A 25,526-nucleotide genomic window follows, 5' to 3' on the forward strand; every position below is an offset into this window, starting at 1 on the left:
GGAAGAACTCGCCACCGGAGAAGAAAGGGGAAGCTCATGGCCGGCTCCACGCGTATGACGGACGAAGCAGAGAACATGCGGATTGTCATCACCGGCATGGGAGCGGTGTCCCCCTACGGGGCAGGTGTCCCTGCCCTGCTGGGCGCACTCGCCGAAGGGCGCAGCGCCATCCGCCCCATCGAGGACTTCGATGCCTCCGGGTGCGCGTGCACGCACGGGGCACGTGTCCCTCACGGGAGCCTGGCCGCGCTGACGGGCTCCAACAACCTCCGGCGTGCGCCCCGGGGGACGCAGTACACGATGCTCGCCACGGAGGAGGCGCTCCAGCAGGCGGGCCATGGCCCCTCCACGTGGAACCCGGAGCGGGTGGGCGTGTTCCTGGGGACGTACCGGGCGAACGCCGAGGTCAGCCAGGAAATCTGGCACCGAATCATCACGAGCGAGCCACGCTTCGTCCAGCCCCTGCTGTTCCAGGAGACGGTGACGAACGCGGTGGCCAGCGCGCTCAGCATCCGCTGGGGCTGGCGCGGCACCAACTACGCCATCAGCGCGGGAAACGCCTGCGGGTTCCAGGTGCTCTCCCTGGCGGCGCACGCCCTGCGCAGCGGTCGGGCCGACGCCATCATCTCGGGCACGTTCGACCTCTTCACCACCGCCACCCACTACGATATGGATGACATTGGCGTGTTGAGCGATTCCAATGTGAGTCGTCCTTTCGACTCGCGACGGGATGGCTTCATCATGGGTGAGGGAGCGGCGGTGGTGGTGCTGGAGACGCTCGCGTCCGCGCGGGCGCGGGGCGCCACCGTCCTGGCGGAAATCGCGGGGCTGGGCGTGGCGCATGACGGGCACGGCTTCGGCACCCACCACCCGGAGGGCCGGGGACTGGCCTCCGCGATGAGTCAGGCGCTCCGCGGTGCGGCGGTCTCCCCCGAGGCGGTGGACTACATCGCCGCGGCGAGCAACTCCACGCAGTCGTTGGACAGGGCGGAAGTGGCCGCCCTCCGCACGGTGCTGGGGGCCAGGGCGGGCACCGTCCCGCTCAGCAGCCTGAAGGCCCTCACGGGTGAGGCGGAAGCCGCCAGTGACATGTTCAACCTCCTGGCCTGTATCGGCGCGGTCCGGGGTGGCGCATTGCCTGTACAGGTCGGCACCGAGCAGCCGGAGTTCGAGCTCAATCTGGTGCGACAACCCCAGGCCCACCGGCCAGTCCGGGCGGCCCTGGCACACTCCTACTCGTTCGGGGGCAACGCCGGAGCGGCGTTGGTCCGAGCGCTCTGACATTGGGAAATACCGAGATGGCGAACCTGGAAGGGGCCGCGAGCAAGGCGGTCATGGCGGCGACGAGCACCGCGGGAGCGGAATTGCTCCTGGCCCTGAGTGACATCAGACGCGACTACGTGCTGGGGGAAGCGCGAGTCGAGGCACTGAGAGGCATTTCCCTGAACATCCACCGGGGTGAGTTCGTGGCGGTCTGGGGTCCCTCCGGCAGCGGCAAGTCCAGCCTGATGAACATCCTGGGGCTGGTGGATGCCCCCACCTCCGGCGAAGTGACGCTGGAAGGAAGTCCCATCGGCAAGCTGTCGGACAACGCGCTGGCGGACCTGCGCAGCCGCAAGGTCGGCTTCGTCTTCCAGAGCTTCAACCTCATTCCCGTGCTCAGCGCCCTGGAGAACGTCATGGTGCCCCTGCAAATCCAGGGCGTGGGTGCGGCCGAGGTGCGCGAGCGTGCCAGCCAGGCGCTCAAGGACGTGGGCCTGGAGAATCAGGCGAACGCCCGTCCGGACAAGATGAGCGGCGGCCAGCGCCAGCGCGTGGCGATTGCCCGCGCGCTCGTCACCTCCCCTTCCATCGTCGTGGCGGACGAGCCGACGGCCAACCTGGACTCGGAGAACAGCTACATGGTGGTCAAGCTCATGCGTGAGCTCAACCGCTCCAAGCGCGTCACCTTCATCTTCACCACCCATGATCCGCGTCTCCTGGACCTGGTCGACCGAAAGCTCCTGCTCAAGGACGGCCTGCTCCAAGCGGACGAGGCTGTTCGATGAACTACTTCTCCATTGGCTTCCGGAACATCCTCAAGAATCGCCGCCGAAGCATCGTCACCCTCATCTCTGTGGGCTTCGGCTTCGCCTCCATCAGCCTCTTCGCGGGATACATCAAGTATGTGTACAGCGGGCTGGCCAGGCAGGCCATCCACGGTGAGCTGCTGGGGCACCTGACGGTGATGAAGAGCGGCCTGCGCACGGAAGGCAGGCTCCACCCGGCTCAATACATGTTCTCGAAGGAGGACCTGGCCCGGGCTGAGCCCATCATCCGACAATACCCTCACACGGTGCTCGTGACGCCGCGCATGTCCCTCAGCGGCATGGTGTCCAACGGCGCGGCATCCACCGTCTTCATTGGCGAGGGAATGGTTCCCGAGGACGTGAAGAAGCTCCAGGGGGACTTCCAGCGCAAGCTCTCCGGCGACCTGAAGTCAGACAACCCCATCGGGGTGGCGACGGCAGAGGACCTCGGCAAGATTCTCAACCTGAAGCCCGGAGACTCGGCCGCGCTGCTGGTCAGCACCGTGACGGGGCAGGCCAACGCGCTGGACGTGGACATCGTGGACTCGTTCAACACGGGCAACGTCGGCACCAACGACAAGTTCCTGTACCTGCCCTTCGACCTGGCGAAGTCACTGTATGACTTCGATGGCGCCGAGCGGCTCATCGTGCTGCTGAAGGACAAGGAGCTCACGGAGCAGGCCCGGACGGAGCTCACGGCCCAGCTCAAGCAGGCGGGCTTCGATGTGGAGCTCAAGACGTGGCTGGAGCTTTCGAGCTTCTACTCGCAGGTGAAGCGGCTGTTCGACATGATTTTCGCCTTCATCTTCAGCAACGTCTTCATCGTGGTGGTCATGAGCATCGTGAACTCCATGAGCATGACGGTGGTGGAGCGGACCCGGGAAATCGGCACGCTGCGGGCCATGGGCCTGCGCCGCTCGGGCATTCTGCGACTCTTCACCACGGAGGCCTTCATGCTCGTGGTGATGGGGTGCGCCGGAGGGTTGCTCTTCACGTTGCTGGTGCGCCTGGCCGTCAACAGCGCGGGCATCACCTACACGCCGCCAAACTCGTCCAACGTGGTCAGCCTCATGGTCGACCTCGACGTGCCCCGGATGGCGAGGACGTTCGTCATGCTCTCGGTGCTGGGCATCGCCGCGGCCTTCTTCCCGGCACGCACCGCGGCTCGCAAGTTGATTATCGACTCTCTGGGCCACGTCTGACAGCGCGGGAGACATCACCATGAAGAACGCACTCTTTCTCATCGCGGGGATGCTGTTGCTCACGGGCTCCGCGCGGGCCGCCGCACCGGATGCGGCGGAGATTCTCAAGTCCTCGGACCGCGCTCGCGGTGGCGGGCTTCCCGGCATCCGCTGGACAGTCCGCATCCAACCCGTCAACGGTGTGGACTCGGAGCCCGAGCGGCTGCTCACCCTGAAGGCCAATGCCACCGCCAGCCTCGCGGAGACGCGTGAGCCCGTGCGCTTCAAGGGCTCCAAGCTGCTGCAGGTGGACCGGAACATGTGGATGAGCCGGCCGGGGCTCCGCAAGCCGATTCCCATCTCGCCGCGGCAGAAGCTGTCGGGGCAGGCCTCGCAGGGCGACATCGCTTCAACGAACTACGCCGTCGACTACCAGGGCAAGCTGCTCCGCGAAGAGGAGGTCAATGGCGAAGCCAGCTATGTGTTGGAATTGACGGCCGTCAACAAGTTCTGCACCTATGACCGCATCACCTACTGGGTCTCCAAGCAGCGGCTGGTGGGGGTGAAGGCAGACTTCTTCTCCCTCTCCGGGAAGCTGCTGAAGTCCGCCACCTTCGAGTACGGCAACCAGCTCACCCACGAAGGAAAGACGATTCCCTTCGTGAGCAAGATGACCATCCAGGACGCGCTCACGCCCGCCAGGACGACGCTGGTGTACTCCGATATCCAGGTGACGGAGCTGGCCCGGGCGGAGTTCGACGTCAACCGGCTTGGGAACTGAGCGGGATGAGCGCGAGACGAATCACAGTCGCCGCCACCCCGGGCCTGCCGCTGCTCGCGGGCCTGCTGGTGGCGGGGATTGGCGCGACTGTCGAGGCCAGCGTCCTCGAGGAGCTACAGGAGAAGGGCTCCGCCAGCCTCCAGGTGCTGGCCTACGACAGCGAGCGAGGGCTGCGGGAGAACAGCCTGCTCAATCCAGGCAACCTCATCGCCCGGCTTCCGGAAGGACAGACGGAGGTGGAGGGGCGGCTCGACTTGAAGCTCACCACGGACACCTTCGTGCTGAGCTTGAAGCCCCGGGCCCGCTTCGAGTGGCGGCGCTTCGGAGGCGCGGGCCCGGAGACACGGCTCGACGCCTGGGTGAACCAGGGGTCCGTGACGGCCTATCCGGTCCAGGAGCTCGCCGTGTCGGTGGGCAGGGACGTCCTCACCTGGGGGCCTTCCAACTTCCGCTCGCCCAGCAATCCCATCTACTTCGAGAACGGCCGGAACAACCCACTCCGCGAGCTGCTCGGGGTGGACGTGGCCCAGGTGGCCTGGTCGCCCACGCCCGCGCTGTCCCTGTCGCTGATGCACCAATTCGGCGACGGGCGCGGGGACTGGCAGTGGGAGAGGGATGAGGGCTTCAAGGCGCTGTCGCTGCTGAAGGTGGACTACACGGCGGATGTCTACGTCGCGAGCCTGAACGCCTCGAAGCAGTGGACCGATGAGCGTCCCCGCTTCGGCGCGTTCGGGCAGGCCACCGTCAGCGAGGCACTGCTCGTCTACGCGGAGGCGGGGCTGCGTCAGGGGACCTCCGCGCTGTACCCGGAGAGGCTGCCGACACCGCTGGGGGGCGGCTTCCTGCCCCGCCATACCGGAGACAACCCGCTCTTCTATTCCGCCCTCGTCGGGGGCGGCTACACGCTGGACTCAGGCCACACCGTCTATCTGGAGTACCTGAGCAACAATGAGGGCTACCGGTGGGCGGACGGGGTGCGGTACTTCGACATCGCCGCCAGTGCTTCCGCGACGCTGGCTACCCCCTCTTCCGACTCGCCGCTCGCGGGCCAGACGTTGGGAGCCGCGCTCAACAATGGGCTCGCGCTGCAAGGGCGCCACTATCTGTTCCTGCAAGTGCAGAACAACCAGACGGACAGCGGGCCCATGTGGCAGCTCCGCTATTCACTCAATCTGGTGGACGGCAGCGGGCAGGGGTCCGCCTATGTCGAATGGAATGTCTTGAGCCGCCTGGCGCTCTTCGCGGTGGGTGTCATCAATCACGGGACGAATCGCTCCGAGTTCCACTCATTGCTGAGCCGGTCGATTCTCGTGGGGGCCAAGGGCTACGTCCTGTAGCCCCTGTCGCGCCTCCAGCTCACCACGCGGCGCGCACCGCTCCACGCCCGCCGAAGCGGGTCGTGGGGGTGGCAATGTCAGAGGCTCGCGGCCACTTCAGATACAGACGTATCGGCCCGAGGAGCACACGCACCAGCTGTTGTATTCCCCATCGCAGCAGTTCCTCCGGCTGCTCGTGCCGGAGCCAAAACACTTATCGCCCTGGATGTCGTAGCAGGAGACGGGGGCATAGTCGCACGTGGGCGGCGGGGGATACGTGGGCGGGCAGGGAGTGAAGACTCCGTCGCACGTCACCCCGGAGTATTGCGTCGCGGAGCAGGTGGTGCCCGTGCAGGAGACCGTCTGTCCTCCGCTGCAGGTCGCCGAACAGGTGGTGAGCTCCTGGGAGACCTCACCCAGCTCCTCGGCCTCCATGGCGGGACCGCCACAGCCCAGCAGGGAGAGACTGACGAATGCCGCCATCACAACGACAGAGTGCTTCATGGGAAGACCTCCAAGGGTGAGAGAGACCCGGAGCACTATATCCAGGTTTCCCGGACCTTCTCGGAAAGCCTCCGTGAAGCGGCCGCGTCCCGTCCGTTCAGGCGGGCAGCTTCTTCAAGAAGTCCAGCAGGGCCGCGTTGACCTCGGCGGCGCGCTCCTGCTGGACCCAGTGGCCCGCGCCGGGGATGACGAGCACCTCCTGGAGGTTGGGCACCAGCGGCTTCATGAGGTCGACCGGGGCCATGGCGCGCGCCGGGTCCTTCTCTCCGATGATGAAGAGCGCGGGCTGCTCGATTTTCACCGTCGCGAGCTCGGGCAGCTCTTCCCAGTCGCGGTCCATGTTGCGGTAGCGGTTGAGCCCTCCACGAAAGCCACTGCCCTCGAGCTCCTTCACGACGTACGCGAGGTCATCTTCCGTGAGCCAGGAGGGAAGCGTGCGCGGTGCGTCGAGGCCCGTGAGGAACCTGTCACCCCGCTTCCGAGCCCGCACGACGTCGGAGGTCGTATCGAAGCCGGGGACTCCAGCGAGAATCGTGCGCATCGTCCTCGGGATGTCCGCTTCGAGCTCCGCCTCCGCGACGCCCGGCTCCTGGAAGTACAGGATGTAGAACCACTTCTCTCCGAAGATGTGCTTGAAGAGCTGCGTCGGCGGCATGGGCGTGCGGCCGAGGTGCGGAACACTCATGCCGACGACGGCGCGGTAGCGCTCGGGGTGTAGCGCGGCGCTGTTCCACGCCATCGCCGCGCCCCAGTCATGGCCGACGACGACGGCGGTCTTCTCCCCCAGGGCATCGAGCAGGCCGGTGTAGTCGGCGAGCAGGTTCTTCATGCTGTACGCCTCGACGGCCCCAGGCTTGTCACTGCGCCCGTAGCCGCGAACATCGGGCGCGACGGCGTGGTAGCCGGCCGCCGCGAGCGCCGGGAGCTGGTGACGCCAGGAGTACCCGGACTCCGGCCAGCCGTGGAGGAGGAGCACCAGGGGGCCTTCACCGGCCTCGGAGAGGTGGAGGTGGATGCCGTTCGTCTCGACGGTGCGGTGCTTGATGGCAGGCATGGGCTCGCTCCTGGAAGGAACTGGAATGACGCACGCGGCAGCCCTGCTGAGCAAAGGGCTGGCCTGGCGCGTCATACCAGACGGCGGTTGCTTCCCCCGCAACGAAGCAGGCGGGAGGTCCGTCCGCCCGGCCGCCAGGCCTGGCAGGCAGACGTCCGGCGTTGACGTTCCAACCTTCGTCCACATCCGACTTGGGGGCGAAGCGGTGTGTGGTAGCGAAAGATTCGATGAGTCACTCGACGGATTCTCGCGAGGCAACGCCGGGCACCTTCCTCGCGGGCGGCGGGGAAATGGGCGCCCTCATCCGTGCAACGGACTGGTCGAAGACGGCCATCGGTGACGTGGAGGGCTGGCCCCAGAGCCTTCGCACCGCGGTCAGCATCCTGCTGGAGTCACACTTCCCCATGTACATCGCGTGGGGGCCGGGCTTCGTCCAGCTCTACAACGACGGCTACCGCCCCATCCTGGGCTCGACGAAGCACCCCTCCGCCATGGGGCGCGGCACGCGAGAAACGTTCGCGGAGATCTGGCACATCATCGGTCCGATGTTCGAAGGGGTGATGCGGGGAAAGGCTGTCGGCCTGACGGACTTCCTGCTGCCCCTGGACCGTCACGGGTTCACCGAGGAGTGCTACTTCATCTGCTCCTACAGCCCCATCCGTGACGAGAGCGCGGGCGTCGGTGGTGTCCTCGTCACGGTGACGGAGACCACCGACCGCGTCCTCGGAGAGCGGCGGCTGCGGACGCTGAGGGACCTGGCGGCACGCGCGGGCGCGGTGAAGCGGGAGGACGAGGCCTGGCGGGAAGCAGCCCAGGCGCTGCAGGGCAACCCCTTCGACGTTCCCTTCGCCCTGCTCTACCGGTTGGAGGAGACGGGCGCGCAGCCCCACCTGATGGCCACGGCGGGCTGGGGCGAGGACACAGCCGCGCCCCCGCGTTCTGGCACGAACCCGGACAGCCCCACGTGGCCTTTTGTCGAAGCGGCGGCAACCCAGAGCGCCCAGCTCGTCTCCGATGTGCGCGCCCGCTTCGGCGAGCTGCCCGGCGGCACCTGGCCCGAGGCGCCCCACTCGGCCTGGGTGCTGCCCATCTCCCGTCCGGGGGCCGAGGGCCCCTACGGCTTTCTCGTCGCCGGCTTGAGCGCACGCCGCCCACTGGACGACGACTACCGTGGGTTCCTGGGGCTGGTGGCGGACCACATCGCCACGGCCGTCAGCAACGCCCGCGCCTACGAGGAGGAGCAGCAGCGGGCTGAAGCACTCGCCGAGCTCGACCGCGCCAAGACGGCCTTCTTCAGCAACGTCAGTCACGAGTTCCGCACGCCCCTCACGCTGATGCTGGGTCCTGTCGAGGACGGCCTGGCGGACGCCCGGGAGCCGCTACCGCCCGGACAGCGCGAGCGCCAGGAGTTGGTGCGCCGCAACGGGCTCCGGCTCCAGAAGCTCGTCAACACGCTCCTGGACTTTGCCCGCATCGAGGCAGGGCGCGCCCAGGTCTCCTTCGTGCCCACGGACCTCGCCGGGCTCACCCGGGACCTCGCGAGCACCTTCGACTCGGCGATGGCGACCGCGGACCTCAAGCTGGTGGTGGAGTGTCCCGCCCTGCCGGAGGCCGTCCATGTCGACCCGGTGATGTGGGAGAAGATTGTCCTCAACCTCGTCTCCAACGCCTTCAAGTTCACCTTCCAGGGTGAAATCCGTATCGCGCTGAAGTGGCTGGGCGGACGCGTGGAGCTCACCGTCCAGGATACGGGCACGGGCATCCCCGAGGAGGAGCTGGCACGCATCTTCGAGCGCTTCCACCGGGTGGAGGGCGCGCGCGGACGGAGTCACGAGGGCACGGGCATCGGCCTCTCCCTCGTGCGGGAGCTGGTGAACCTGCACGGCGGGAAGGTGGCGGTGAAGAGTGTCCTCGGGAAGGGAACCACCTTCACCGTGGACGTCCCGACCGGCACCTCGCACCTGCCCAGGAAACAGCTCGGCACGCCCCGGACGCTCGCCCCCACCGGGATTGGACGCGACGCGTTCCTGGCCGAGGTCTCCCAATGGAACGACGTCGGCGCGTCGCGCCCCGCCCAGGAAGCGCCCTCCCCGCGCCAGGCAGGGGCGCGCATCCTGGTGGCGGACGACAACGCCGACATGCGCACGTACCTCACGCGCCTGCTGGCGCCGCACTGGACGGTGGAGACCGTGAGCGACGGAGCGCGGGCCCTCGCCGCGGCACAGGTGCGTCCTCCGGACCTCATCCTGTCCGACGTGATGATGCCTGGCATGAATGGCCTGGAGCTGGTGCGCGCGCTGCGCGCGAACCCGCGAACCCAGACCGTCCCGGTGGTGCTCCTCTCCGCGCGTGCGGGGGAAGAGGCCACCATCGAGGGATTGAAGAGCGGCGCCGACGAATACCTCGTCAAGCCCTTCTCCGCGAACGAGCTCCTCGCTCGCGTCAACGCGCAGCTCACCGTCTCCGCCCTGCGCCAGCAGTCCGTCCAGTCCGAGCGCAGCCATGCCGAGGAAGCCAGCCGGCTGCTCACCGAGGCCGAGCGTGCCACCCGCTCACGTGAAGAGACGCTGGCCATCGTCAGCCACGACCTGCGCTCTCCCCTGACCACCATCAGTGCCGCCGCGGAGCTCCTCCAACGCGCCCTGGGAGGTGACGAGCGCGATGCACGGATGCGCAAGCAGACGGACTCCATCCGTCGCTCCGTGAGCCGCATGAACCGGCTGGTGGGGGACCTGCTGGACCTGGCGAGCATCGACTCCGGCAGCCTCTCCCTCGAGCCCCGGCCGCACCTGGCGGAGGAGCTGGTCCAGGAAGTCCGCGAGACGTTCGAGCCGCAGGCGGCGGAGAAGGGCGTCACGCTCCAGACGGACATCGCCTCCGACCTCCCACCCGTCCCGTGCGACAAGGGGCGCATCCTCCAGGTCCTCGGCAACCTCATCTCCAACGCGGTCAAGTTCACACCGCCCGGCGGGAGCGTGCGGGTGCGGGCAGAGCCCGAGCCGGGAACCGGGAGCGTGCGCTTCAGCGTGGCGGACACCGGCCCCGGAATCCCTCCCGAGGCGCAACCCCACATCTTCGACCGCTACTGGCACGCGGCCCAGAAGCGGCGGGAGGGCCACGGGCTGGGCCTCTCCATCGCGAAGGGCATCGTGGAAGGCCATGGTGGGCACATCCAGTTGGAGAGCCCGCCCGGCGCTGGCAGCACCTTCTCCTTCGCACTTCCGCTGACCTGGCAGACGAAGGCCGTCGTGCCCGCGGCCTCGCGGGCGACTCGCCCGGCGCCCCCACCGCCGACGCGGCCGGCCACCGAGGAGCACTTCATCCAGGGCGGCGGAGAGATGGGCGCCCTGATGCGCTCCATCGACTGGTCCCAGAACTCCCTGGGTCCGCTCGAACGCTGGCCGCAGTCCCTGCGCACGTCCGTCAGCACGATGCTCCGCTCCCCCTACCCCATCATCCTCTTCTGGGGGCCCGAGCTCATCATGCTGTACAACGACCCGTTCCGACCCATCCTGGGTGCCAAGCATCCCCAGACCCTGGGCGCGCGCGGCAATGAGGCGCTTGCCGAGGAATGGACGCTCCTCGGGCCCCTGATGAAGCGCGTCCACGAGACTGGCGAGCCCCTGTTCATCGAGAACGGGAACGTCAACTTCGCCCGCCGCCCCGGCGGCTTGAGGGAAGAGGCCTACTTCACCTGGTCCTACAACCCGACCATCGGCGAGGCGGGGGAAATCGCGGGCCTCTTCGCCATCGCGAGCGAGACGACGCGTCAGGTGGTCGGTGACCGGCAGCTGGCAATCCTCCGCGAGCTGTCCATCCGGACGGCCCTCGACAAGAAGGTCGACGACATCTACCGCTCGTTGGACGTCGTCCTCGCGCAGGCCGGCCATGACGTGCCCTTCGCCCTCCTCTACGCCGTCAATGCCGACAAGGCGCGCCTGGTCAGCTGTGCCGGACTGACCCAGGGCGCGAGCGCGGCACCCACCGAGCTGAAGCCCGGCGACACTTCATCCTGGCCGCTCGAGAGCGTTGCCCGCACAGGGCAGGAAGTCCTCGTCGAAGGCCTCCAATCCAAGTTCGGTCCCCTTCCGGGCGGACCCTGGCCCGAGCCCGCGACGCGGGCCCTCGTGCTTCCGGTGGCGATGGGCGCGGATGTGGAGACGACGGGCGTGCTCGTCGTCGGACTCAGTCCGCTGCGCGCGCTGGATGGCGAGTACCGGAGCTTCCTGCAGCTGCTGGCACGGCAGCTCGCCGCCAGCATCTCCAGCGCCCGCGCCTATGAGCAGGAGCGGAAGCGGGCAGAGGAGCTCGCCCTGCTCGACCAGGCGAAGACCGCCTTCTTCAGCAATGTGAGCCACGAGTTCCGGACTCCGCTGACGCTGATTCTCGGCCCCATCGAGGACGCGCTGTCCGGGACGGACAAGGCCCTGGAAGGAGAGCCGCTCGACCTGGTTCGCCGCAATGCCCTGCGGCTCTACAAGCTGGTCAACACCCTGCTCGACTTCTCGCGAATGGAGGCGGGCCGGGCCCAGGCGATGTTCGTTCCGACGGACCTCGCGCGCTTCACGAGCAACCTCGCGAGCGCCTTCGAATCCGCCGCGGGGAGCGCGGGCCTGAGGCTGGTGGTGGATTGCCCACCGCTGCCCGAGGCCATCTACGTGGACCCGGACATGTGGGAGAAGGTTGTCCTGAACCTTCTCTCGAATGCCGTGAAGTACACCCACCGGGGTGAAGTCCGCATCGGCCTCGCGTGGGCCGGCGAGCAGGCCGTCCTCACCGTTCAGGACACCGGCGTGGGCATCCCCGAAGAAGAGCTCCCGCGAGTCTTCGAGCGCTTCTATCGCGTTCGCACCACCCAGGGACGAAGCCACGAGGGCACTGGCATCGGCCTCGCGCTGGTGCAGGAGCTGGTGAAGCTGCACGGCGGCAGCGTCACGGTGGCGAGCAGGCTGGGAGAAGGCACCACCTTCACCGTGCGCCTGCCGCGTGGCTCGGCGCACCTGCCCCCGGAGCGAGTCGAGCAGCCGCACAGGGCACGCGTCCTCCCTGCTGGCGCCGCGCCCTTCGTCGAGGAGGCCCGGCGCTGGTCGTCGGACACCGGGGCCGAGGAGGACGCAGCCAGCCCCGAGGCGCTCGACGACACAGTGGAGCTGCTGCCGGAGGATGCGCGCGCCCGCATCCTCCTCGTGGACGACAACGCGGACCTGCGCACCTACGTCTCCGGGTTGCTGCGTCGCAGCTTCCCCAACGTCCAGATGGCGATGAACGGAGACCAGGCGCTGGAAGAGGCGCGCGCCCATCCGCCGGACCTCATCCTCTCCGATGTGATGATGCCCGGGTTGGACGGCTTCGCCCTGGTGCGTGCCCTGCGCGCCGACGAGCGCACCCGGGCCATCCCCGTCATCCTGCTGTCCGCCCGAGCGGGCAACGAGTCCACGGTGGAGGGGCTGCACAGCGGCGCGGACGACTACCTGGTGAAGCCCTTCTCGGCACGAGAGCTGCTCGCCCGGGTTCGTACCCAGCTGGAGATGGCGCGCGTGCGCCGGAGCATGGCGCGCCATGAGCTTGCCGAGGAACACCTCCGGGCAAAGGTGCAGGCGCGCGACGAGTGGCTCAACGTCGTGAGCCACGAGCTGCGGACGCCGCTGAGCGCGCTGGCGCTGAGCGTTCATTCGCTGATTCGCGGTGTCACCTCCGCGGAGCGCACCGCGCTTTCTCCCGAAGAAGCGAGCACCAAGGCGCGTGCCGCGGAGCGACACCTCCACCGCCTGACGCGCCAGGTGGAGCAGCTCACAGAGGTCGCGGAGCTCGTCTCGGGTCGCCTGGAGCTGACGCCGGAGGCGCTCGACCTCGCTGCCGTTGTGGGCGCCGTCGTCGAGGAGGCGCGAGAGAAGGCCGCACGCCTGGGCTGCACCCTCACCTCGAGCGCGAGCTCGCCCGTCCTGGGCGTCTTCGACCGCGCGAGGCTGCGCCAATTGGTGGAGGGGCTCCTCGACAACGCCCTCAAGTTCGGGATGGGCAAGCCCGTGGAAGTCTCCGTGGCAGAGGACGCCGGCAGCGCTTCGATTCGCGTCACGGACCATGGCGAAGGTGTCGCGCCCGAAGACGAGGAGCGCATCTTCGGCCGCTTCGAGCGCGCCGCGCCCACCCGGAACTACGGGGGCTTCGGCCTGGGCCTGTGGATGGCTCGCCACATCGCGGAAGCCCACGCGGGAACCCTCCGGCTGACGAGAACGGAAGGCGGAGGGGCCACCTTCACGGTGGTGCTCCCGCTCCTCGCCGGCAGCCCGGCCGTCTGAGCCGCTTGCGCAGGGGCAGGAGCGGGCTCACCGCCTACGCGGCGGCCCGAGCCTCGGCGAGCAGCCAGGCCTTGAAGGCGGCCACGTCCCTTCGCCCCGACAGGGGCCGGGGATGGACGAGCCAGTAGCTGAAATCGTTGGGTAGGACTGTCTCGAAGGGCTGGACCAGGCGCCCGGCCTTCAAGTCGGCGGAGGCGAGCGTCAGTCGGCCCAGGGCCACACCCTGTCCCTGGACGGCGGCCTGGAGCACCAGCCCGGCATCGTTGAAGCCAGGCCCGGCCTCGGCGTCGACTCCCTCGACTCCCGCGGCATCCAGCCAGCGCCGCCAGCCGTCCTTCGGGGTGTCATGGAGGAGCCGGACCTTCTTCAGGTCCGAAGGCGAGCGCAGCCGCTTCGCGAGCGCGGGGCTGCACACGGGACTGAGCGACTCCCGGGCAAGCTGCTCCGCCTTGAGCCCCGTCCAGCGCCCCAGCCCGGAGCGGAGGCCCACATCGAAGCGGTCGTCGAGGAAGTCCCAGAGCTCGGCCGAGCTGGTCAGGTGGAGCTCGAGGTCCGGGTGAAGCCGGCGGAAGCCCTCCAGTCGGGGCAGCAGCCAGCACGAGGCGAACGAGGGCAGCACGGTGATTCGCAGCGGCCCCTGCTCGCCCTCGTACAGCCGCGCGGTCGCCTCCGACAGGCGGTCGAACGCGGGCGTCAGCTCGCGCAGGTACGCTGCCCCCTTCGCGGTGAGCGTCAGCGCGTGCCCCCGTCGGTCGAACAGGGAGACTCCGAGCCAGTCCTCGAGCTGGCGCACCTGGTGGCTGATGGCCGCTTGCGTGACACCCAGCTCGGTGGCGGCGCGGGTGAAGCTCAGGTGCCGCGCCCCTGCCTCGAAGGCGCGGAGGGCGCCGAGCGGTGGAATGCGGCGCATGCTCGATGAACTCCCTTTATCGAGCCCGCGAGGATAGCTCGCTGGGTGCCCGCCCCGAAACGGTGTTTGTCCTGTGTAGCGAACAGCGCGACGGACGCGCTGGCGCGCGAGGGCACCCGGTCATGATCTCCGCTGAAGTCTGGTTGTTGTTCCTGGGCTACACAGTCCCGATGGTGTTCAGCCCGGGGCCCGGCAACACGGTGCTCGCCACCGCGGGCGGGCGCTTCGGCATCCGGGGCTCACTCCCCTTCTGGATGGGCTTCGAGGTGGCCAACCTCGCGCTCTGCGTCGTCTACGGACTCGGGCTCGGACGCGTGCTGCATGACGCCCCCGCGCTGCACCAGGCGCTGCGCTGGGGCAGCGTCGTGTACCTGCTCTACCTCGCCTGGGGCTTCTTCCGCTCGTCCGCCAGCCCGGCTGGGGCGCAGGAGGAGCCAGCGAGGCTCGGGTTCGTCGAGGGCCTGCTCGCCGTCGCCCTCAACCCCAAAATCCATTCGATGATTGTCGTGATGTTCTCCCAGTTCCTCGACCCGGCCAGCGCGATGCTCTCGCAGACGGCGCAGCTCACGGTGGCCTTCCTCATCGTCTGCGTGGCGTGCCACTTCCCGTGGCTCTACGCGGGGAAGCTCCTCCTGGGCCGCTTCCGGTCCGAGCGCGCGATGCGCATCCAGGGCTGGACGTTCGGCACCTGCATGCTCCTCGTCGCGGGCTACGTGGCGTTCGCCTGAGGGCGGCGGCTCACCCTTCCCGCTTGCGGCGGCGCGACATGATGCGGCTCAGCGCCACATCGGTGATGCCGAGGTAGGCGGCCACGTCGCGCTGGGGGACACGGCCCTTCAGGTGCGGATGCTCGTCCCAGAACTTCACGAGGCGCTCCTCCGCCGACAGGTCGAGGAACTCCTGCTCGCGGCGCTCCTTGATGATGAAGTGGTGCTCCGCCACCCGGCGCGCCAGCCGCTCCCAGCACACGTGGCCCCGCTCCAGCGTCTGGAAGTCGCGCGTCTGGAACACCAGCACGCGGCTCGGCTCGAGCGCCTCAATCGACGTCATCGACGGCAGCCGCTGCAGCATCTCCACGTAGGCGCCAATCAGCTCGCCCTCCGCGCGGAAGGCCTTGATGGACTCGCCGCCGCGCGCGGAGACGCGCACGGCCCGGAAGACGCCCTGGAGCACCACGGCGAAGCGGTCCGCCGGGTCTCCGGGCTTGAGGAACAGCTCCCGCTTCGCCAGCGGCTGTTCCCTCGCCAACGCCTCCGCCTTCTCCCACTCCTCGGCGGGAAGGGAGACCAGCGCGGCGAAGCGCTCGAAGAGCTTCGGAAATCTCAAGCGGAGGGGACCTCGGGTTGACCCAGGTTAAGGCGGGGACCGGGCCGGACGCCATACACCTGCCGAATGACCCTGAATGTCTACGCCGTAGCCACGCCCTTCGTCATCGCCCTGGCCCTCGCGGAGTTCGCCTGGTGCGTGGCGCGGCGCAATGGCTACTACAGCTTCCAGGACTCCATCGCGAGCATGGGCACCGCGGTGATGAACCAGTGCGTCAACGTGGCGGTGGCGCTGATGGTGCTGCCCCTGTTCACCCAGCTGGGCCAACTCGCGCCGTGGAAGCTCGACGTCTCGTCGCCGCTGGCGCTGGTGGCCCTCTTCCTCGGCGTCGACTTCCTCTTCTACTGGTTCCACCGCTTCGGCCACCGCACCAACATCGGCTGGGCGGCGCACTCGCCGCACCACTCCACCGAGGAGCTCAACTACGCGGTGGCCCTGCGCGCGAGCGTGACGCAGCGGCTCTTCTCGTTCCTCTTCTACTGGCCGCTGGTGGTGGTCGGCTTCCCACCGGAGGCGGTGCTGGCGATGGTCGCCTTCCACCTGGTGCTGCAGTTCATCCCCCACACCCGCGTCATCCCCAAGCTGCCCCGGTGGGTGGAGTCCTGGCTGAACACGCCCTCGCACCACCGCGTGCACCACGCGCGCAATGACGCCTACATCGACAAGAACTACGCGGGCTTCCTCATCATCTGGGACCGGATGTTCGGCACCTACGCCGAGGAGACCGAGCCCTGCTCCTATGGCCTCACCACCCCGCCGAACACGTGGGACCCGACCGTCCTCAACTTCCAGACCTGGGGCCGGCTCGTCGGGGACGCGGTTGCCACGAAGAGCCACTGGGACCGCCTGCGCATCTGGCTGATGCCCACGGGCTGGCGCCCCGCGGACCTTCCGCCGCGCTCGCTCGGCTACTGGAAGCAGGACGGCGTGGAGGTGAAGTTCTCCTCGACGGAGCTGCCCGGCATCCGCGGCTACCTCGTCTTCCAGCTGTTCGCTTCCATGCCGTTCATGCTCCTGGTGAGCCACCATGCCTCGCCGCTGACTGCCTGGCGGAAGGTGGCGCTGAGCCTGCTGCTCTGGGCCATGGCGACCGCCTGGAGCGGGATGCTGGAGTCCAAGCGCTGGAGCCTGCCGCTGGAGCTCGGGCGGGTGCTCGCCATGGGCGTGGCGGTGACGGTGTGGCTCATGCAGGCCGGGGCAGCCCCGGCGATGAGCGCGCTCACCGCGGCCTGGTTCCTCGTCTCGCTGACGTGGCTGGTCGTGGTGTTCTCGGGGTCCCCCCTGGCCCTGCGCGGTCGCGGGGCCTGAGGTGGAGCGGGCCCGACTTCCCGGGCCCTCCCTGCGTCACCGGCTGCTCACCAGGGCAGCCGGTCGTTCTCGTGGAAGAACCCACCGCTCGGGCCGTCCGCCGCCAGCGTGGCCAGGCGCACGCTCGTCCTGGCGCTGTCGGCCAACTCCATGGGGGCGTGGGGGCCTCCCAGCTCGGTCTTCACCCAGCCCGGATGGGCGGAGTTGACCTTCACGTGGGTGCCCTTCAGCTCATCCGCCAGGTGCACGGTGAAGGCGTTGAGCGCGGCCTTCGAGGCGTTGTAGGCAAACGCCTTCGCGGGGGCGATGGGGGAGTCGTCCGCGGAGTGCAGGCCCAGCGAGCCGAGGATGCTCGACACGTTGACAATCCGGCCCGCCGGAGACTTCTTGAGCAACGGCAGCAGCGTCTGCGTCAGGCGCACCACCGCGAACAGGTTGGTCTCGAACGTCTCGCGCAGGATGTCCCCCGGGACATTGGACGCGTTCTTCGCGAGGAGCTCCTCACGAATCATGCCGGCGTTGTTCACGAGCACGTCCAGCTTGCCGTACCTGCTCTCGAAGTAGCTCTTCACTGTCTGGTCGGTCTCAGGCCGGCTGGCGTCATAGAGGACGACCTCCGCCTTCACGCCGGCAGCGCGCAGCTCCGTGAGCGCGGCCTCGCCCTTCTTCGGGTCACGTACGCCGATGATGACCTCGAAGCCGCCCTGCCCCAGCTCGCGCGCGGTCTGCAGCCCGATGCCACGGTTTCCACCCGTGATGAATGCAACCTTCTTCACGTCAGCCATGACGACCTCCTGAGGGGCCCTCGAACCGCCCGGCCCGTTTCTGTACCGACCGGTACTGAATGCGCCCGCAGGCAATTTCCGTCAAGCCGATTTTGTACCGGGCGGTATAGTTAGTCGTGTCATGGGACGAACCCGGAGCTTCGATGAGGACGTCGCGCTGGAGCGCGCGATGCGGCTGTTCTGGCGACAGGGCTATGAGGGGACCTCGCTCGAGGACCTGACGACCGCGCTCGGAATCGCGAAGCCCAGCCTCTATGCGGCCTTCGGCAACAAGCGCTCCCTCTTCACGAAAGCCGTGGAGCGCTACGCGCAGGCGGCTAGCGAGAAGTTCCTGCGCGCGCTGGACGAGCCCAGGTCCGAGGACGTCGTTCGTCAATTCCTTCGCATCTACACCGAGGGCTGCCCCGACTCGCCCCCCGGGTGCTTCCTGGTCCAGGGAGCGCTGGCGTGCAGCCCCGAGTCGTCCGAAGTCCAGCAGGAGGTCGCGGAGCGACGCCACGACGTGGAGGCCCTGCTCGCCCAGCGGCTCACGCGTGCCCACAAAGAAGGCGACCTGCCGGCGGAGGCGCGGCCGAACGACCTGGCGCGGTACGTGTGCACGGTGGCCAATGGGCTTTCCGTGCAGGCCGCGGGGGGCGCCACGCCTCCACAGTTGCGGCGGGTTGCCGAGCTTGCGCTCATGGCCTGGCCCACGAAGTGATAGCCTTGGCCCGTGGCACGTGCACCGGACGAGGATGAGCAGGAGGGCGGAGACCCCACGGTCTCCCTCATGAAGGCCCGCTCCGGCCCGACGCGGCTGAAGCTGCTGGTGCTGTCGGGTCCCCAGGTGGGGCAGAGCCACCTGCTGGCGCCCGGCGCGTACCGGCTGGGCAAGTCTCCCGAGTGCGACATCGTCCTCAATGACAAGGCCGTCTCGCGCCAGCACCTGCGCCTGGACGTGTCCGAGGGTGGCGTGCGGGCCACGGACCTGGACTCGCACAACGGCTCCTTCTACGAGGGCACGCGCTTCTCCGAGCTGGAGGTGCGGCCGGGCGCGCTCCTCCGGCTGGGCTCCACCGAGCTGAAGCTGGTGCCCGAGGGCTCGCGCGAGCGCGTCATCCCTCCGTCCGAGAGCACCTCGTTTGGCGGGCTCGTGGGCAGCAGCCGGCGGATGCGCGAGGCGTTCACCCTGCTGGAGCGGCTCGCGCCGGGCGGCTCGGACGTGCTCATCCAGGGCGAGACGGGCACGGGCAAGGAGCTGTGCGCGGAGGCCATCCACGCCCACGGGCCGCGCGCGAAGGGGCCCTTCGTCATCGTGGACCTCGCCGGCATCGCCCCCACCCTCATCGAGTCCGAGCTGTTCGGCCACGTGAAGGGCGCCTTCACCGGCGCGCAGGCGGACCGCGCGGGCGCCTTCGAGCGGGCTACCGGTGGCACCGTCTTCCTCGACGAGGTGGGTGAGCTGCCGCCCGAGGTCCAGCCTCGCCTGCTGCGCGTGCTGGAGCGGCGGCAGGTGAAGCGCGTGGGTGCCAATGACTACCGGGCCCTGGACGTGCGGGTGCTGGCCGCCACCCACGTGGACCTGGAGAAGGCGGTGCAGGAGGGACGCTTCCGCGCGGACCTGTTCCACCGGCTCGCCGTGCTGCGCGTGACGCTGCCGCCCCTGCGCGAGCGGCCCGAGGACGTTCCCCTCCTCCTCGACACCGTGCTGGAGCGGCTCGGCCGTCCCACCGGCACCCTGTCGGACGCGACGCGGGCGCTGCTGCTCCAGTACCCGTGGCCCGGCAACGTGCGCGAATTGCGCAATGTCGTGGAGCAGGTGGTGAACCTTGGCGAGGAGGCCCTACCCGACATGGAGCGGGCCCCCGCTCAGTCCCTGGAGCGCTCCGGCGGGAGTGGGGCCGCGCTGGATCTGCCCTTCAAGGAGGCCAAGGAGCGACTCATCGAGGGCTTCGAGCGCGACTACCTGCGCGGCCTCATCGAGCGCTGCGGCGGCAACATCTCCCGCGCCGCTCGCGAGGCCGGCATCGCCCGGCTCTACCTGCGCAAGCTGCTCCACAAGCACGGCATCTCCGCCCGCGACAGCGACGAGTGACGGGAGCGCACCGGCGCGGATGGCCCACGGAACGGGCGCTGCGCCGGGGTCTCACCGCCGCCGCTTCTTCGTGATGCGCTTGGAGTGACGGGAGCACACCGGCGCGGGTCGCCCACGGAACAGGCTCCACACCGGGACATCACCGCCGTCGCTTCTTCGTGACGAGCTTGGGTGGCGACGGAACGGGCGCCGTGCCCTGGCCTCATTGCCGTCGCTGCTTCGTGACGCGCTTGGGTGGCGCCGGAGCGGGCTCCTGGGGAAGCGAGTCGAGCCAGGCCCTCACCGCCTCGGCCTGCGCGGCGCGGCCGGACGCGGTGAAGCGCTCCTGCGCGCGGGCCGCCTCCGCCCGGGCCTCCGTGGACTGGCCCTCCTTCCACAGCGCGTGCGCGAGCGCGAAGCCGGACTCGCCCAGCGAGTCCTCCTGGGCTCCGGTGAACGACACGGCGCGCTTCAGCGGCTCCACCGCCTCGCGCGTCCTCCCCAGGCCCAGCAGCGCCTGGCCGACGCCGTCATACGAGTACTGGAGGTCGTCGTCCCCTTCCTCCAGTTGCTGGCGCTTCACGGCCAGCGCCTCCTCGTACACCTTCAGCGCCTCGTCGTACCGCTTCAGCGCAAGCAGGCTCATGCCCTCTTCGTCGAGCGCCTCGGCCACACTCAAATGGGTGGCGCCGAGCAGCGTCCGCTGGATTCGCACCAGCACCCGGGCGTGCTCCAGTGCCTGGGGGAACTCCTTCAGCTCGCGCAGCACCATGGAGAGGGCCAGGTGCCTGCGCGCCACGTCCGCGTGCAGGGGCCCCACGGCGGCCTCCGTCTGGCGGAGCGCCTCCTCCAGCACCGGCTTCGCCTCCGCGGCGGCGCCCAGCTCCAGCAGCGTGCGTCCCAGCGTGAAGGCGACGCGCGCCCGCTTGGGGTGTCCCGGCGGCAGCGCCCGTGAGAGCCGCTCGGACGCCTTCTCCAGGAATGCGCGCGCCTGCTCGGGCTCGTCTCGCATGAGGGCGAGGTTGGCCTGATTCACCAGCAGGTCGCCCTCCAGCACCGCGTCCCCGCCCACCCGCTGGAGCGTCGCCTCGCCCAGCTGCGCCCAGCGCGCGGCGTGCTCGAAGCGCTTCCGCTCGCCCTCGACGTAGAGGAGCTTGTTGAGCGCGGAGACCTTCAGCCGGTCGGACCGCCCGGCCTCGGCGTCGAACACGGCCCGCTCCAGCAGCCCCGCGCCCTGCTCCTTCTCGCCCAGCACCGCCTGGAGCCAGCCCAGGTGGAAGCGCAGCTCCGCCATCAGCGGCAGGTAGCCCGTGGCCAGCACCTGGGACTCCAGCGCTCGCGCGCGCTCCTTCGCGGGCGCGTAGCGGCTCATGTCCAGCAGGGCCTTCACCTCCGAGACCCGGCCCTCCAGCTGCTCCAGCTCCGCGCGCCGCGCCGGGTCCGCCGGCCGGGGCTGCTGTCCGGACAGGGCCTCCAGGTCGGCGCAGTCGCCGGGCGAGGGCAGCGCGTACACGGCGTCCAGCGCCTTCTCCGCGCCCGCGCGGTCCGTGCCCGCCAGTGCCTCCACCAGCGCGTGCAGGTCCTTGCGCCGCCGCTCCAGGCACACCACGCGCTGGGACAGCAGGGCCTCCGTCTGCACCTGCCGCACCCGCGTGTCCTCGCACGCCTCGGTGTGCTGCCGCGCCCACGCGCCCACGTAGCCGTCCAGCGCATCGCCCACGCGCCGGGCCAGCTCGCCGGCCGCCGGACTTCCCGTGGCCTCGAAGGCCGCCGTCACGCGCTGCCGCGTCGCGGGGCCCCACGTCTCCACCAGCAAGCCCTCGGCCCCCGCGCAGACCTGGGAGCTCCACCAGGTGCCCGCCCCCACCGCGCCCAGCGCTCCCGCGAGGACTCCGGCGAGCGCGAGCCGCCTGCGCCCCTTCGACAGCCGCTGCTCCTGGGACAGCGCCTCCAGCAGCGCCTCCATGGAGGCGAAGCGGACTTCCGGCTCCAGCGACAGCCCGCGCATCACCGCGCGCCGCACCCAGGCAGGCACCTTCGCGTCCCTGGGCGGGTCCTGGATGGGGGACTCGGGCACCGGTGCCCCGGGCCGCTCCAGCGAGACGGTCCTCCCTGGTTCTCCCGTGGGCGGGCCCTTCGGCTTCAGCGACTCCGCGACCTTCGACAGCCGGTCCGGGTCGAAGGGGCGCTGCCCGTAGAGGGCGCGGTACAGCGACGCGCAGAAGCTGAACTGGTCCGAGCGCGCGTCCGCCTCACCCCGGAACTGCTCGGGGGACATATAGGCCGGCGTGCCCATGACCATGCCGGACAGCGTGAGCGGCTCGAACAGCGCGCGGGAGAGGCCCTGCGTCGGCGGGGGCAGCACCGCCCTGGCGTCGTCTGGCGAGGTGTCTCCCACCGCTCGGGCCAGGCCGAAGTCGGTGACGCAGACGCGGCCGTCGCGCCCCACCAGCACGTTGGCGGGCTTGAAGTCGCGGTGCACCAGTCCCGCCGCGTGCGCGGCCACCAGCCCCCGGCCCGCGGCCAGGTACGTGTCCAGCACCTCGCGCCAGGAGCGTGGCTTCGCCTCCGTCCAGTCGCGCAGCGTGCCCCCGTCGACCAGCTCCATGGCCACGTACACCTGGCCATCCCAGGGGCCCGCCTCGAAGACGGGGATGACGTTGGGATGGGAGATGCGGGCCATGGCCTGCGCCTCGCGCAGCAGTCGCGCGCGCGCCTCCTCCAGGTCCGCGCCCTTTCCCAGCACCCGCAGGAGCTTGAGCGCGACCTTGCGGTCCAGGTCCGGGTCATAGGCCGCGTACACCACGCCCATGCCGCCCTGCCCCAGCACCTTCAGCGGGAGGAAGCGACCCACCCGCTCGGTTCCCGCACGCGGGAGCCCGCCCGGCTGGCCCGGAGAGGGCGTCGGGGCCGTGTTCGGGCCGGTGCGTGGTGGCGAGGGCGCGGCGGCGTCCGACAGCGAGTGGGTCTGCGTGGGCTCTGGTGGCGGGCCGAGCGCGGAGCCCGAATCATCCCTGTCCTGCATGGTTCCAGTGTAGTCGCTTGTGTCGGGTGGGACCCATCCAGGGCCCCCCGGGGTATCGACTTTTTTCGGGCAACGATCAAAGTCTCGGGCAGATAATGCCCCTGGCGCACCGCGGCGCCCTTCCCCCGGAGGCGGCCATTCGCATGAAGCTCCCCCCCAGCCTGACTCTCCCGGCGACTTCCTTCCGAGTCCGCTCCTTCGAGAGGACCTCCCCTTCCCCCGAGGGCGCGACGCGGCCCGAGGCTCCGGCTCGAAGCCGGGGCCCCTCGGCGTATTACCGGGACAGCTTCCAGGACGCCGCCTCCGTGCGCTCGGGCCTTCCCGCGCTGAGTGTGCCTCCGGCGCGACTGGCCGTCTCACCCCGCTCCCAGCCCGTCAACGAGGCCGCCGAGGCCCAGGCCCGGCAGCAATGGCAGGGTGACGACTCGGCCGTCGCGCAGAAGACGGACACCGACTGTGGCGAAGCGAGCCTCACGCAGTTGAACAAGGCGAAGGGTACGGCGCCCGCGTCGGACGACCAGAAGCGCGAGGAGGTGCGCTCCACGACGGCCGCCGCCACGAAGGCCGTGCAGGACCGGTTCGACGTGAATCTGGCGGATGGCAGCCGCCCCGAGGAGATGGGCGCCACGCTGGGCTCCATGGGCATCGCCGTCACCCGGAGCATGGCGAACTATGACCCGACGGCCATCAGCGACGCGCTGAAGTCGGGCCAGTTCGGCATGGCCATGGTGGACTCCAACGCGCTCGCCAACGCCGCGCTTCCGCCCGACCAGCAGAAGCAGGGGACCGGGGCGCTGCACTGGGTGACCATCGACGGGTACAACAAGGGGGAGCTGGCCCATGACCCCATGGACGACAAGCTGCGGGTGAAGGACCCGGCCAACGGCAGCACGTACTGGGTGGGGGCTCGGGACCTCCTGAAGGCCATGGACACGGCCCGCATCCAGCACAAGAACACCGGCGGCATGATGCTGCTCGAGAACCGGCCGGACGCGACCACGCCCGAGGCGCGAGAGGCCCTCGCCCGAAGCAACGTGGGGCAGACGGAGAGCCTCGGCAAGGGCAACGGCATTGGCAGCAAGCGCCTCAGCGCGAGCGAGTCCAGCTAGGGCGCGCTCGTGGAGCGGGTGGTCACCGCGGTGACCGGGTGGTAACCGCGGTGACCAGGGCCAGGACGTCCCGGCGGTGAAGGCGACCGCCGGTTCCCCTCGGAAGGACGTGGCCCGGCGCGAAGGTGGGACATGGCACGACCCCTGCTCTACCGGAGCGGGTCGCCTTCCCCCGAGGAATCCCGCCATGAGCCTGCCCCCGGTCTCCCGTCCCTCCGTCCCCGCCCAGTCCTCCGCGCGCACCTCCAGCTTCGAGCCGAGCCCCGTTCGCGCCCGCGGCGCGTTCGACGTGCAGGGCCCGAAGCAGGAGCCGGGCGCGGCCCTGCGGCGGATGCTCGCGACCGATGGCTTCGACTCGCCGATGGCCGCGCAGAAGACGGGCCAGCTGGATGAGGTGGAGCGGATGCTCGCGCGGGTGGCGCAGGTGCTGGCCCGCTCCCTCAGTCTGCTGGGGGGTGACGTCGGTGGCCAGGGCGCTCCGGGTGTCCCGCCGGCTGGTGGCTCGGCGCCGTCGGGTGCCGGCGCTCCGGCTCCGCAGAGCGCTCCGGTCGCCGAGGCGAAGGCCGTCGACGCGCCCGGCGCTCCGTCGAAAGGCGGCAACACCATGACCTTCAACAACGACGGCACGAAGCCGATGACCATCCAGTTCACGCCCAACGCCGGAGACAAGGCGGTGGACTCGGTGACCCTGGCGCCGGGCGAGTCGCGGAAGGTCGAGTTCCCCCAGGGCTGGTCCGGCAACTTCCGCAGCACGTCCGGCGACGGCGCGGCGGCGACGCTCGGCGAGGTGAAGTTCAACGGCGGCCACAACCAGACCTACTACGACGTGAGCTACATCGAGGGCCACAACGCCAGCATGACCATCCAGCCCGAGAGCGGTGGCCGGAAGTCCGGCACGCTGGACAACCTCGTGGCGTCCGCCCCGGACTCCATCAAGGCGAAGGATGCGAACGGCTCCGCGTACGGCATCAAGAAGACCACCACGTCCAACGTCCAGGACCCGCAGGTGGTGGACTACTTCCGCAAGCAGGTCGGCGCGGACCAGGGCTACGTCATCCCCACCGACGACGCGAGCACGCTGGGCACGAGCGACACCCACCTCAACGTCCACCTGAAGAACGTGGTCTGAGGTCGATGAAAGCAGGCCCGCTCAACGCGGCGCGGGCCGCAGTCCATCCAGCAGGATGGTGAGGTAGCGGTCGGCGTAGACCTTCGGGTTTCCGCCGATGCGCACGGAGTGCTCCAGGCCGCACATCAGCCTCCGGATGTCGTCGGCCTGGACCTCCGCCCTCACGACGCCAGACCGGTGGGCGCGGGCCAGCAACCGCTCGGTCGCCGCCAGGAACCCGGCCTTCAGTTGCGTCGTCTGGGGGTGGGCATCCCGGGCCGCATTGAGGACCTCCGCGAGGCCGATGTCGGCCAGCATCAGGTCCAGGAGCGCGCGCAGGAAGCGCTGGAGGCCGGCTCGCGGCTCGTCGGACGCCTCGGCCTCGCGCGCGGTGTCGAGCAGCGCCTGGAGGTGCTCGTTCACGAGCGCCTCCAGCAGGTCCTGCCGGGTGGGAAAGTGGCGGTACACCGTGCCCACGCCCACGCCCGCCGCGCGAGCAAGCTGGTTCATCTGCAGGGATGAGTCGCCGCGAGCAAGGAGCTTGCGGGCCACCGCCAGCACGCGCTCGCGGTTGCGCGCGGCATCCGCGCGCAACGCACCGTCCTCTGCCGGGGCCTCCCGTTTCTTCATAGGCCCAATCTAACAAGCCGGACACGCCATCCGAACGGATTGCTTATCCGCTTCTTCCTTCTTACATC

At 69.5% G+C, this 25,526-nt stretch carries 19 protein-coding genes; 12 read left to right on the top strand and 7 right to left on the bottom strand.

Annotated features, from left to right (window positions below; genetic code table 11):
- The first annotated feature begins 36 nt into the window (after window positions 1–36).
- From G4D85_RS00975 to G4D85_RS00995, 5 genes are read left to right on the top strand one after another with little or no spacing between them, the layout of a single operon-like run.
- Window positions 37–1,281, top strand: coding sequence for a beta-ketoacyl-[acyl-carrier-protein] synthase family protein (locus tag G4D85_RS00975; RefSeq protein WP_240359002.1), 1,245 nt, complete (start codon window positions 37–39; stop codon window positions 1,279–1,281).
- A 17-nt stretch (window positions 1,282–1,298) separates the two neighbouring features.
- Window positions 1,299–2,048 carry an ABC transporter ATP-binding protein gene (locus G4D85_RS00980; RefSeq protein ID WP_164006990.1) on the top strand — a complete coding sequence of 250 codons (750 nt, stop codon included), beginning with the start codon at window positions 1,299–1,301 and terminating at the stop codon, window positions 2,046–2,048.
- Complete coding sequence (locus G4D85_RS00985) at window positions 2,045–3,271, top strand: ABC transporter permease (RefSeq protein ID WP_164006992.1); 1,227 nt, start codon at window positions 2,045–2,047, stop codon at window positions 3,269–3,271. Before G4D85_RS00980 ends, G4D85_RS00985 begins: the two co-directional genes overlap by 4 nt.
- Before the next feature lie 19 nt (window positions 3,272–3,290).
- Entirely contained in the window at window positions 3,291–4,031 is a 741-nt protein-coding gene (locus G4D85_RS00990; RefSeq protein ID WP_164006994.1) for an outer membrane lipoprotein-sorting protein, read from the top strand.
- A 5-nt stretch (window positions 4,032–4,036) separates the two neighbouring features.
- Window positions 4,037–5,368, top strand: a complete 1,332-nt coding sequence (locus G4D85_RS00995) for a hypothetical protein (RefSeq protein ID WP_240359003.1) — start codon at window positions 4,037–4,039, stop codon at window positions 5,366–5,368.
- Window positions 5,369–5,464: 96 nt separating this feature from the next.
- On the opposite strand, the gene G4D85_RS01000 is transcribed toward G4D85_RS00995, so the two are convergent.
- On the bottom strand, window positions 5,465–5,851 hold the full coding sequence (locus G4D85_RS01000; RefSeq protein WP_164006996.1) for a hypothetical protein: 387 nt from the start codon (window positions 5,849–5,851) through the stop codon (window positions 5,465–5,467).
- A gap of 97 nt (window positions 5,852–5,948) precedes the next feature.
- Window positions 5,949–6,905, bottom strand: a complete 957-nt coding sequence (locus tag G4D85_RS01005) for an alpha/beta fold hydrolase (protein WP_164006999.1) — start codon at window positions 6,903–6,905, stop codon at window positions 5,949–5,951.
- A 227-nt stretch (window positions 6,906–7,132) separates the two neighbouring features.
- Between G4D85_RS01005 and G4D85_RS01010 the strand changes: the two genes are divergently transcribed.
- On the top strand, window positions 7,133–13,204 hold the full coding sequence (locus G4D85_RS01010; protein WP_240359004.1) for an ATP-binding protein: 6,072 nt from the start codon (window positions 7,133–7,135) through the stop codon (window positions 13,202–13,204).
- A gap of 34 nt (window positions 13,205–13,238) precedes the next feature.
- Here the strand turns inward: G4D85_RS01010 and gcvA are convergent, their stop codons facing one another.
- Window positions 13,239–14,114: a transcriptional regulator GcvA gene (gcvA, locus tag G4D85_RS01015; protein WP_164007001.1), complete on the bottom strand. Its 876-nt coding sequence runs from the start codon at window positions 14,112–14,114 to the stop codon at window positions 13,239–13,241.
- Between the two features lie 122 nt (window positions 14,115–14,236).
- On the opposite strand from gcvA, the gene G4D85_RS01020 reads away from it, so the two are divergent.
- Window positions 14,237–14,842 carry a LysE family translocator gene (locus G4D85_RS01020; RefSeq protein WP_164007003.1) on the top strand — a complete coding sequence of 202 codons (606 nt, stop codon included), beginning with the start codon at window positions 14,237–14,239 and terminating at the stop codon, window positions 14,840–14,842.
- A 10-nt stretch (window positions 14,843–14,852) separates the two neighbouring features.
- Here the strand turns inward: G4D85_RS01020 and G4D85_RS01025 are convergent, their stop codons facing one another.
- Window positions 14,853–15,440 (bottom strand): Crp/Fnr family transcriptional regulator, encoded by a 588-nt coding sequence (locus G4D85_RS01025; RefSeq protein ID WP_164007005.1) that lies wholly within the window; start codon window positions 15,438–15,440, stop codon window positions 14,853–14,855.
- Between the two features lie 66 nt (window positions 15,441–15,506).
- On the opposite strand from G4D85_RS01025, the gene G4D85_RS01030 reads away from it, so the two are divergent.
- Window positions 15,507–16,748: a sterol desaturase family protein gene (locus G4D85_RS01030; protein ID WP_164007007.1), complete on the top strand. Its 1,242-nt coding sequence runs from the start codon at window positions 15,507–15,509 to the stop codon at window positions 16,746–16,748.
- Window positions 16,749–16,795: 47 nt separating this feature from the next.
- Here G4D85_RS01030 and G4D85_RS01035 read toward each other — a convergent pair whose 3' ends face one another.
- Entirely contained in the window at window positions 16,796–17,533 is a 738-nt protein-coding gene (locus tag G4D85_RS01035) for an SDR family oxidoreductase (RefSeq protein ID WP_164007010.1), read from the bottom strand.
- A 121-nt stretch (window positions 17,534–17,654) separates the two neighbouring features.
- Between G4D85_RS01035 and G4D85_RS01040 the strand changes: the two genes are divergently transcribed.
- Both G4D85_RS01040 and G4D85_RS01045 read left to right on the top strand, forming a co-directional pair.
- Window positions 17,655–18,233, top strand: a complete 579-nt coding sequence (locus tag G4D85_RS01040) for a TetR/AcrR family transcriptional regulator (protein WP_164007012.1) — start codon at window positions 17,655–17,657, stop codon at window positions 18,231–18,233.
- Window positions 18,234–18,302: 69 nt separating this feature from the next.
- Window positions 18,303–19,607, top strand: coding sequence for a sigma 54-interacting transcriptional regulator (locus G4D85_RS01045; RefSeq protein ID WP_164009006.1), 1,305 nt, complete (start codon window positions 18,303–18,305; stop codon window positions 19,605–19,607).
- Between the two features lie 202 nt (window positions 19,608–19,809).
- On the opposite strand, the gene G4D85_RS01050 is transcribed toward G4D85_RS01045, so the two are convergent.
- A complete protein-coding gene (locus G4D85_RS01050; protein ID WP_164007014.1) occupies window positions 19,810–22,611 on the bottom strand; it encodes a serine/threonine-protein kinase in 2,802 nt (933 codons plus the stop codon).
- A gap of 143 nt (window positions 22,612–22,754) precedes the next feature.
- On the opposite strand from G4D85_RS01050, the gene G4D85_RS01055 reads away from it, so the two are divergent.
- Together G4D85_RS01055 and G4D85_RS01060 are read left to right on the top strand one after the other, a co-directional pair.
- The gene (locus G4D85_RS01055) at window positions 22,755–23,720 is read left to right on the top strand and encodes a hypothetical protein (RefSeq protein ID WP_164007016.1); all 966 of its coding nucleotides are present in this window, start codon (window positions 22,755–22,757) and stop codon (window positions 23,718–23,720) included.
- A gap of 187 nt (window positions 23,721–23,907) precedes the next feature.
- The gene (locus tag G4D85_RS01060; protein WP_164007018.1) at window positions 23,908–24,849 is read left to right on the top strand and encodes a glycoside hydrolase 64/thaumatin family protein; all 942 of its coding nucleotides are present in this window, start codon (window positions 23,908–23,910) and stop codon (window positions 24,847–24,849) included.
- A 21-nt stretch (window positions 24,850–24,870) separates the two neighbouring features.
- On the opposite strand, the gene G4D85_RS01065 is transcribed toward G4D85_RS01060, so the two are convergent.
- Window positions 24,871–25,458, bottom strand: coding sequence for a TetR/AcrR family transcriptional regulator (locus G4D85_RS01065; RefSeq protein ID WP_164007020.1), 588 nt, complete (start codon window positions 25,456–25,458; stop codon window positions 24,871–24,873).
- Between the last annotated feature and the right edge of the window lie 68 nt (window positions 25,459–25,526).

This window comes from Pyxidicoccus trucidator (assembly GCF_010894435.1).
Taxonomy (GTDB): Bacteria; Myxococcota; Myxococcia; order Myxococcales; family Myxococcaceae; genus Myxococcus; species Myxococcus trucidator.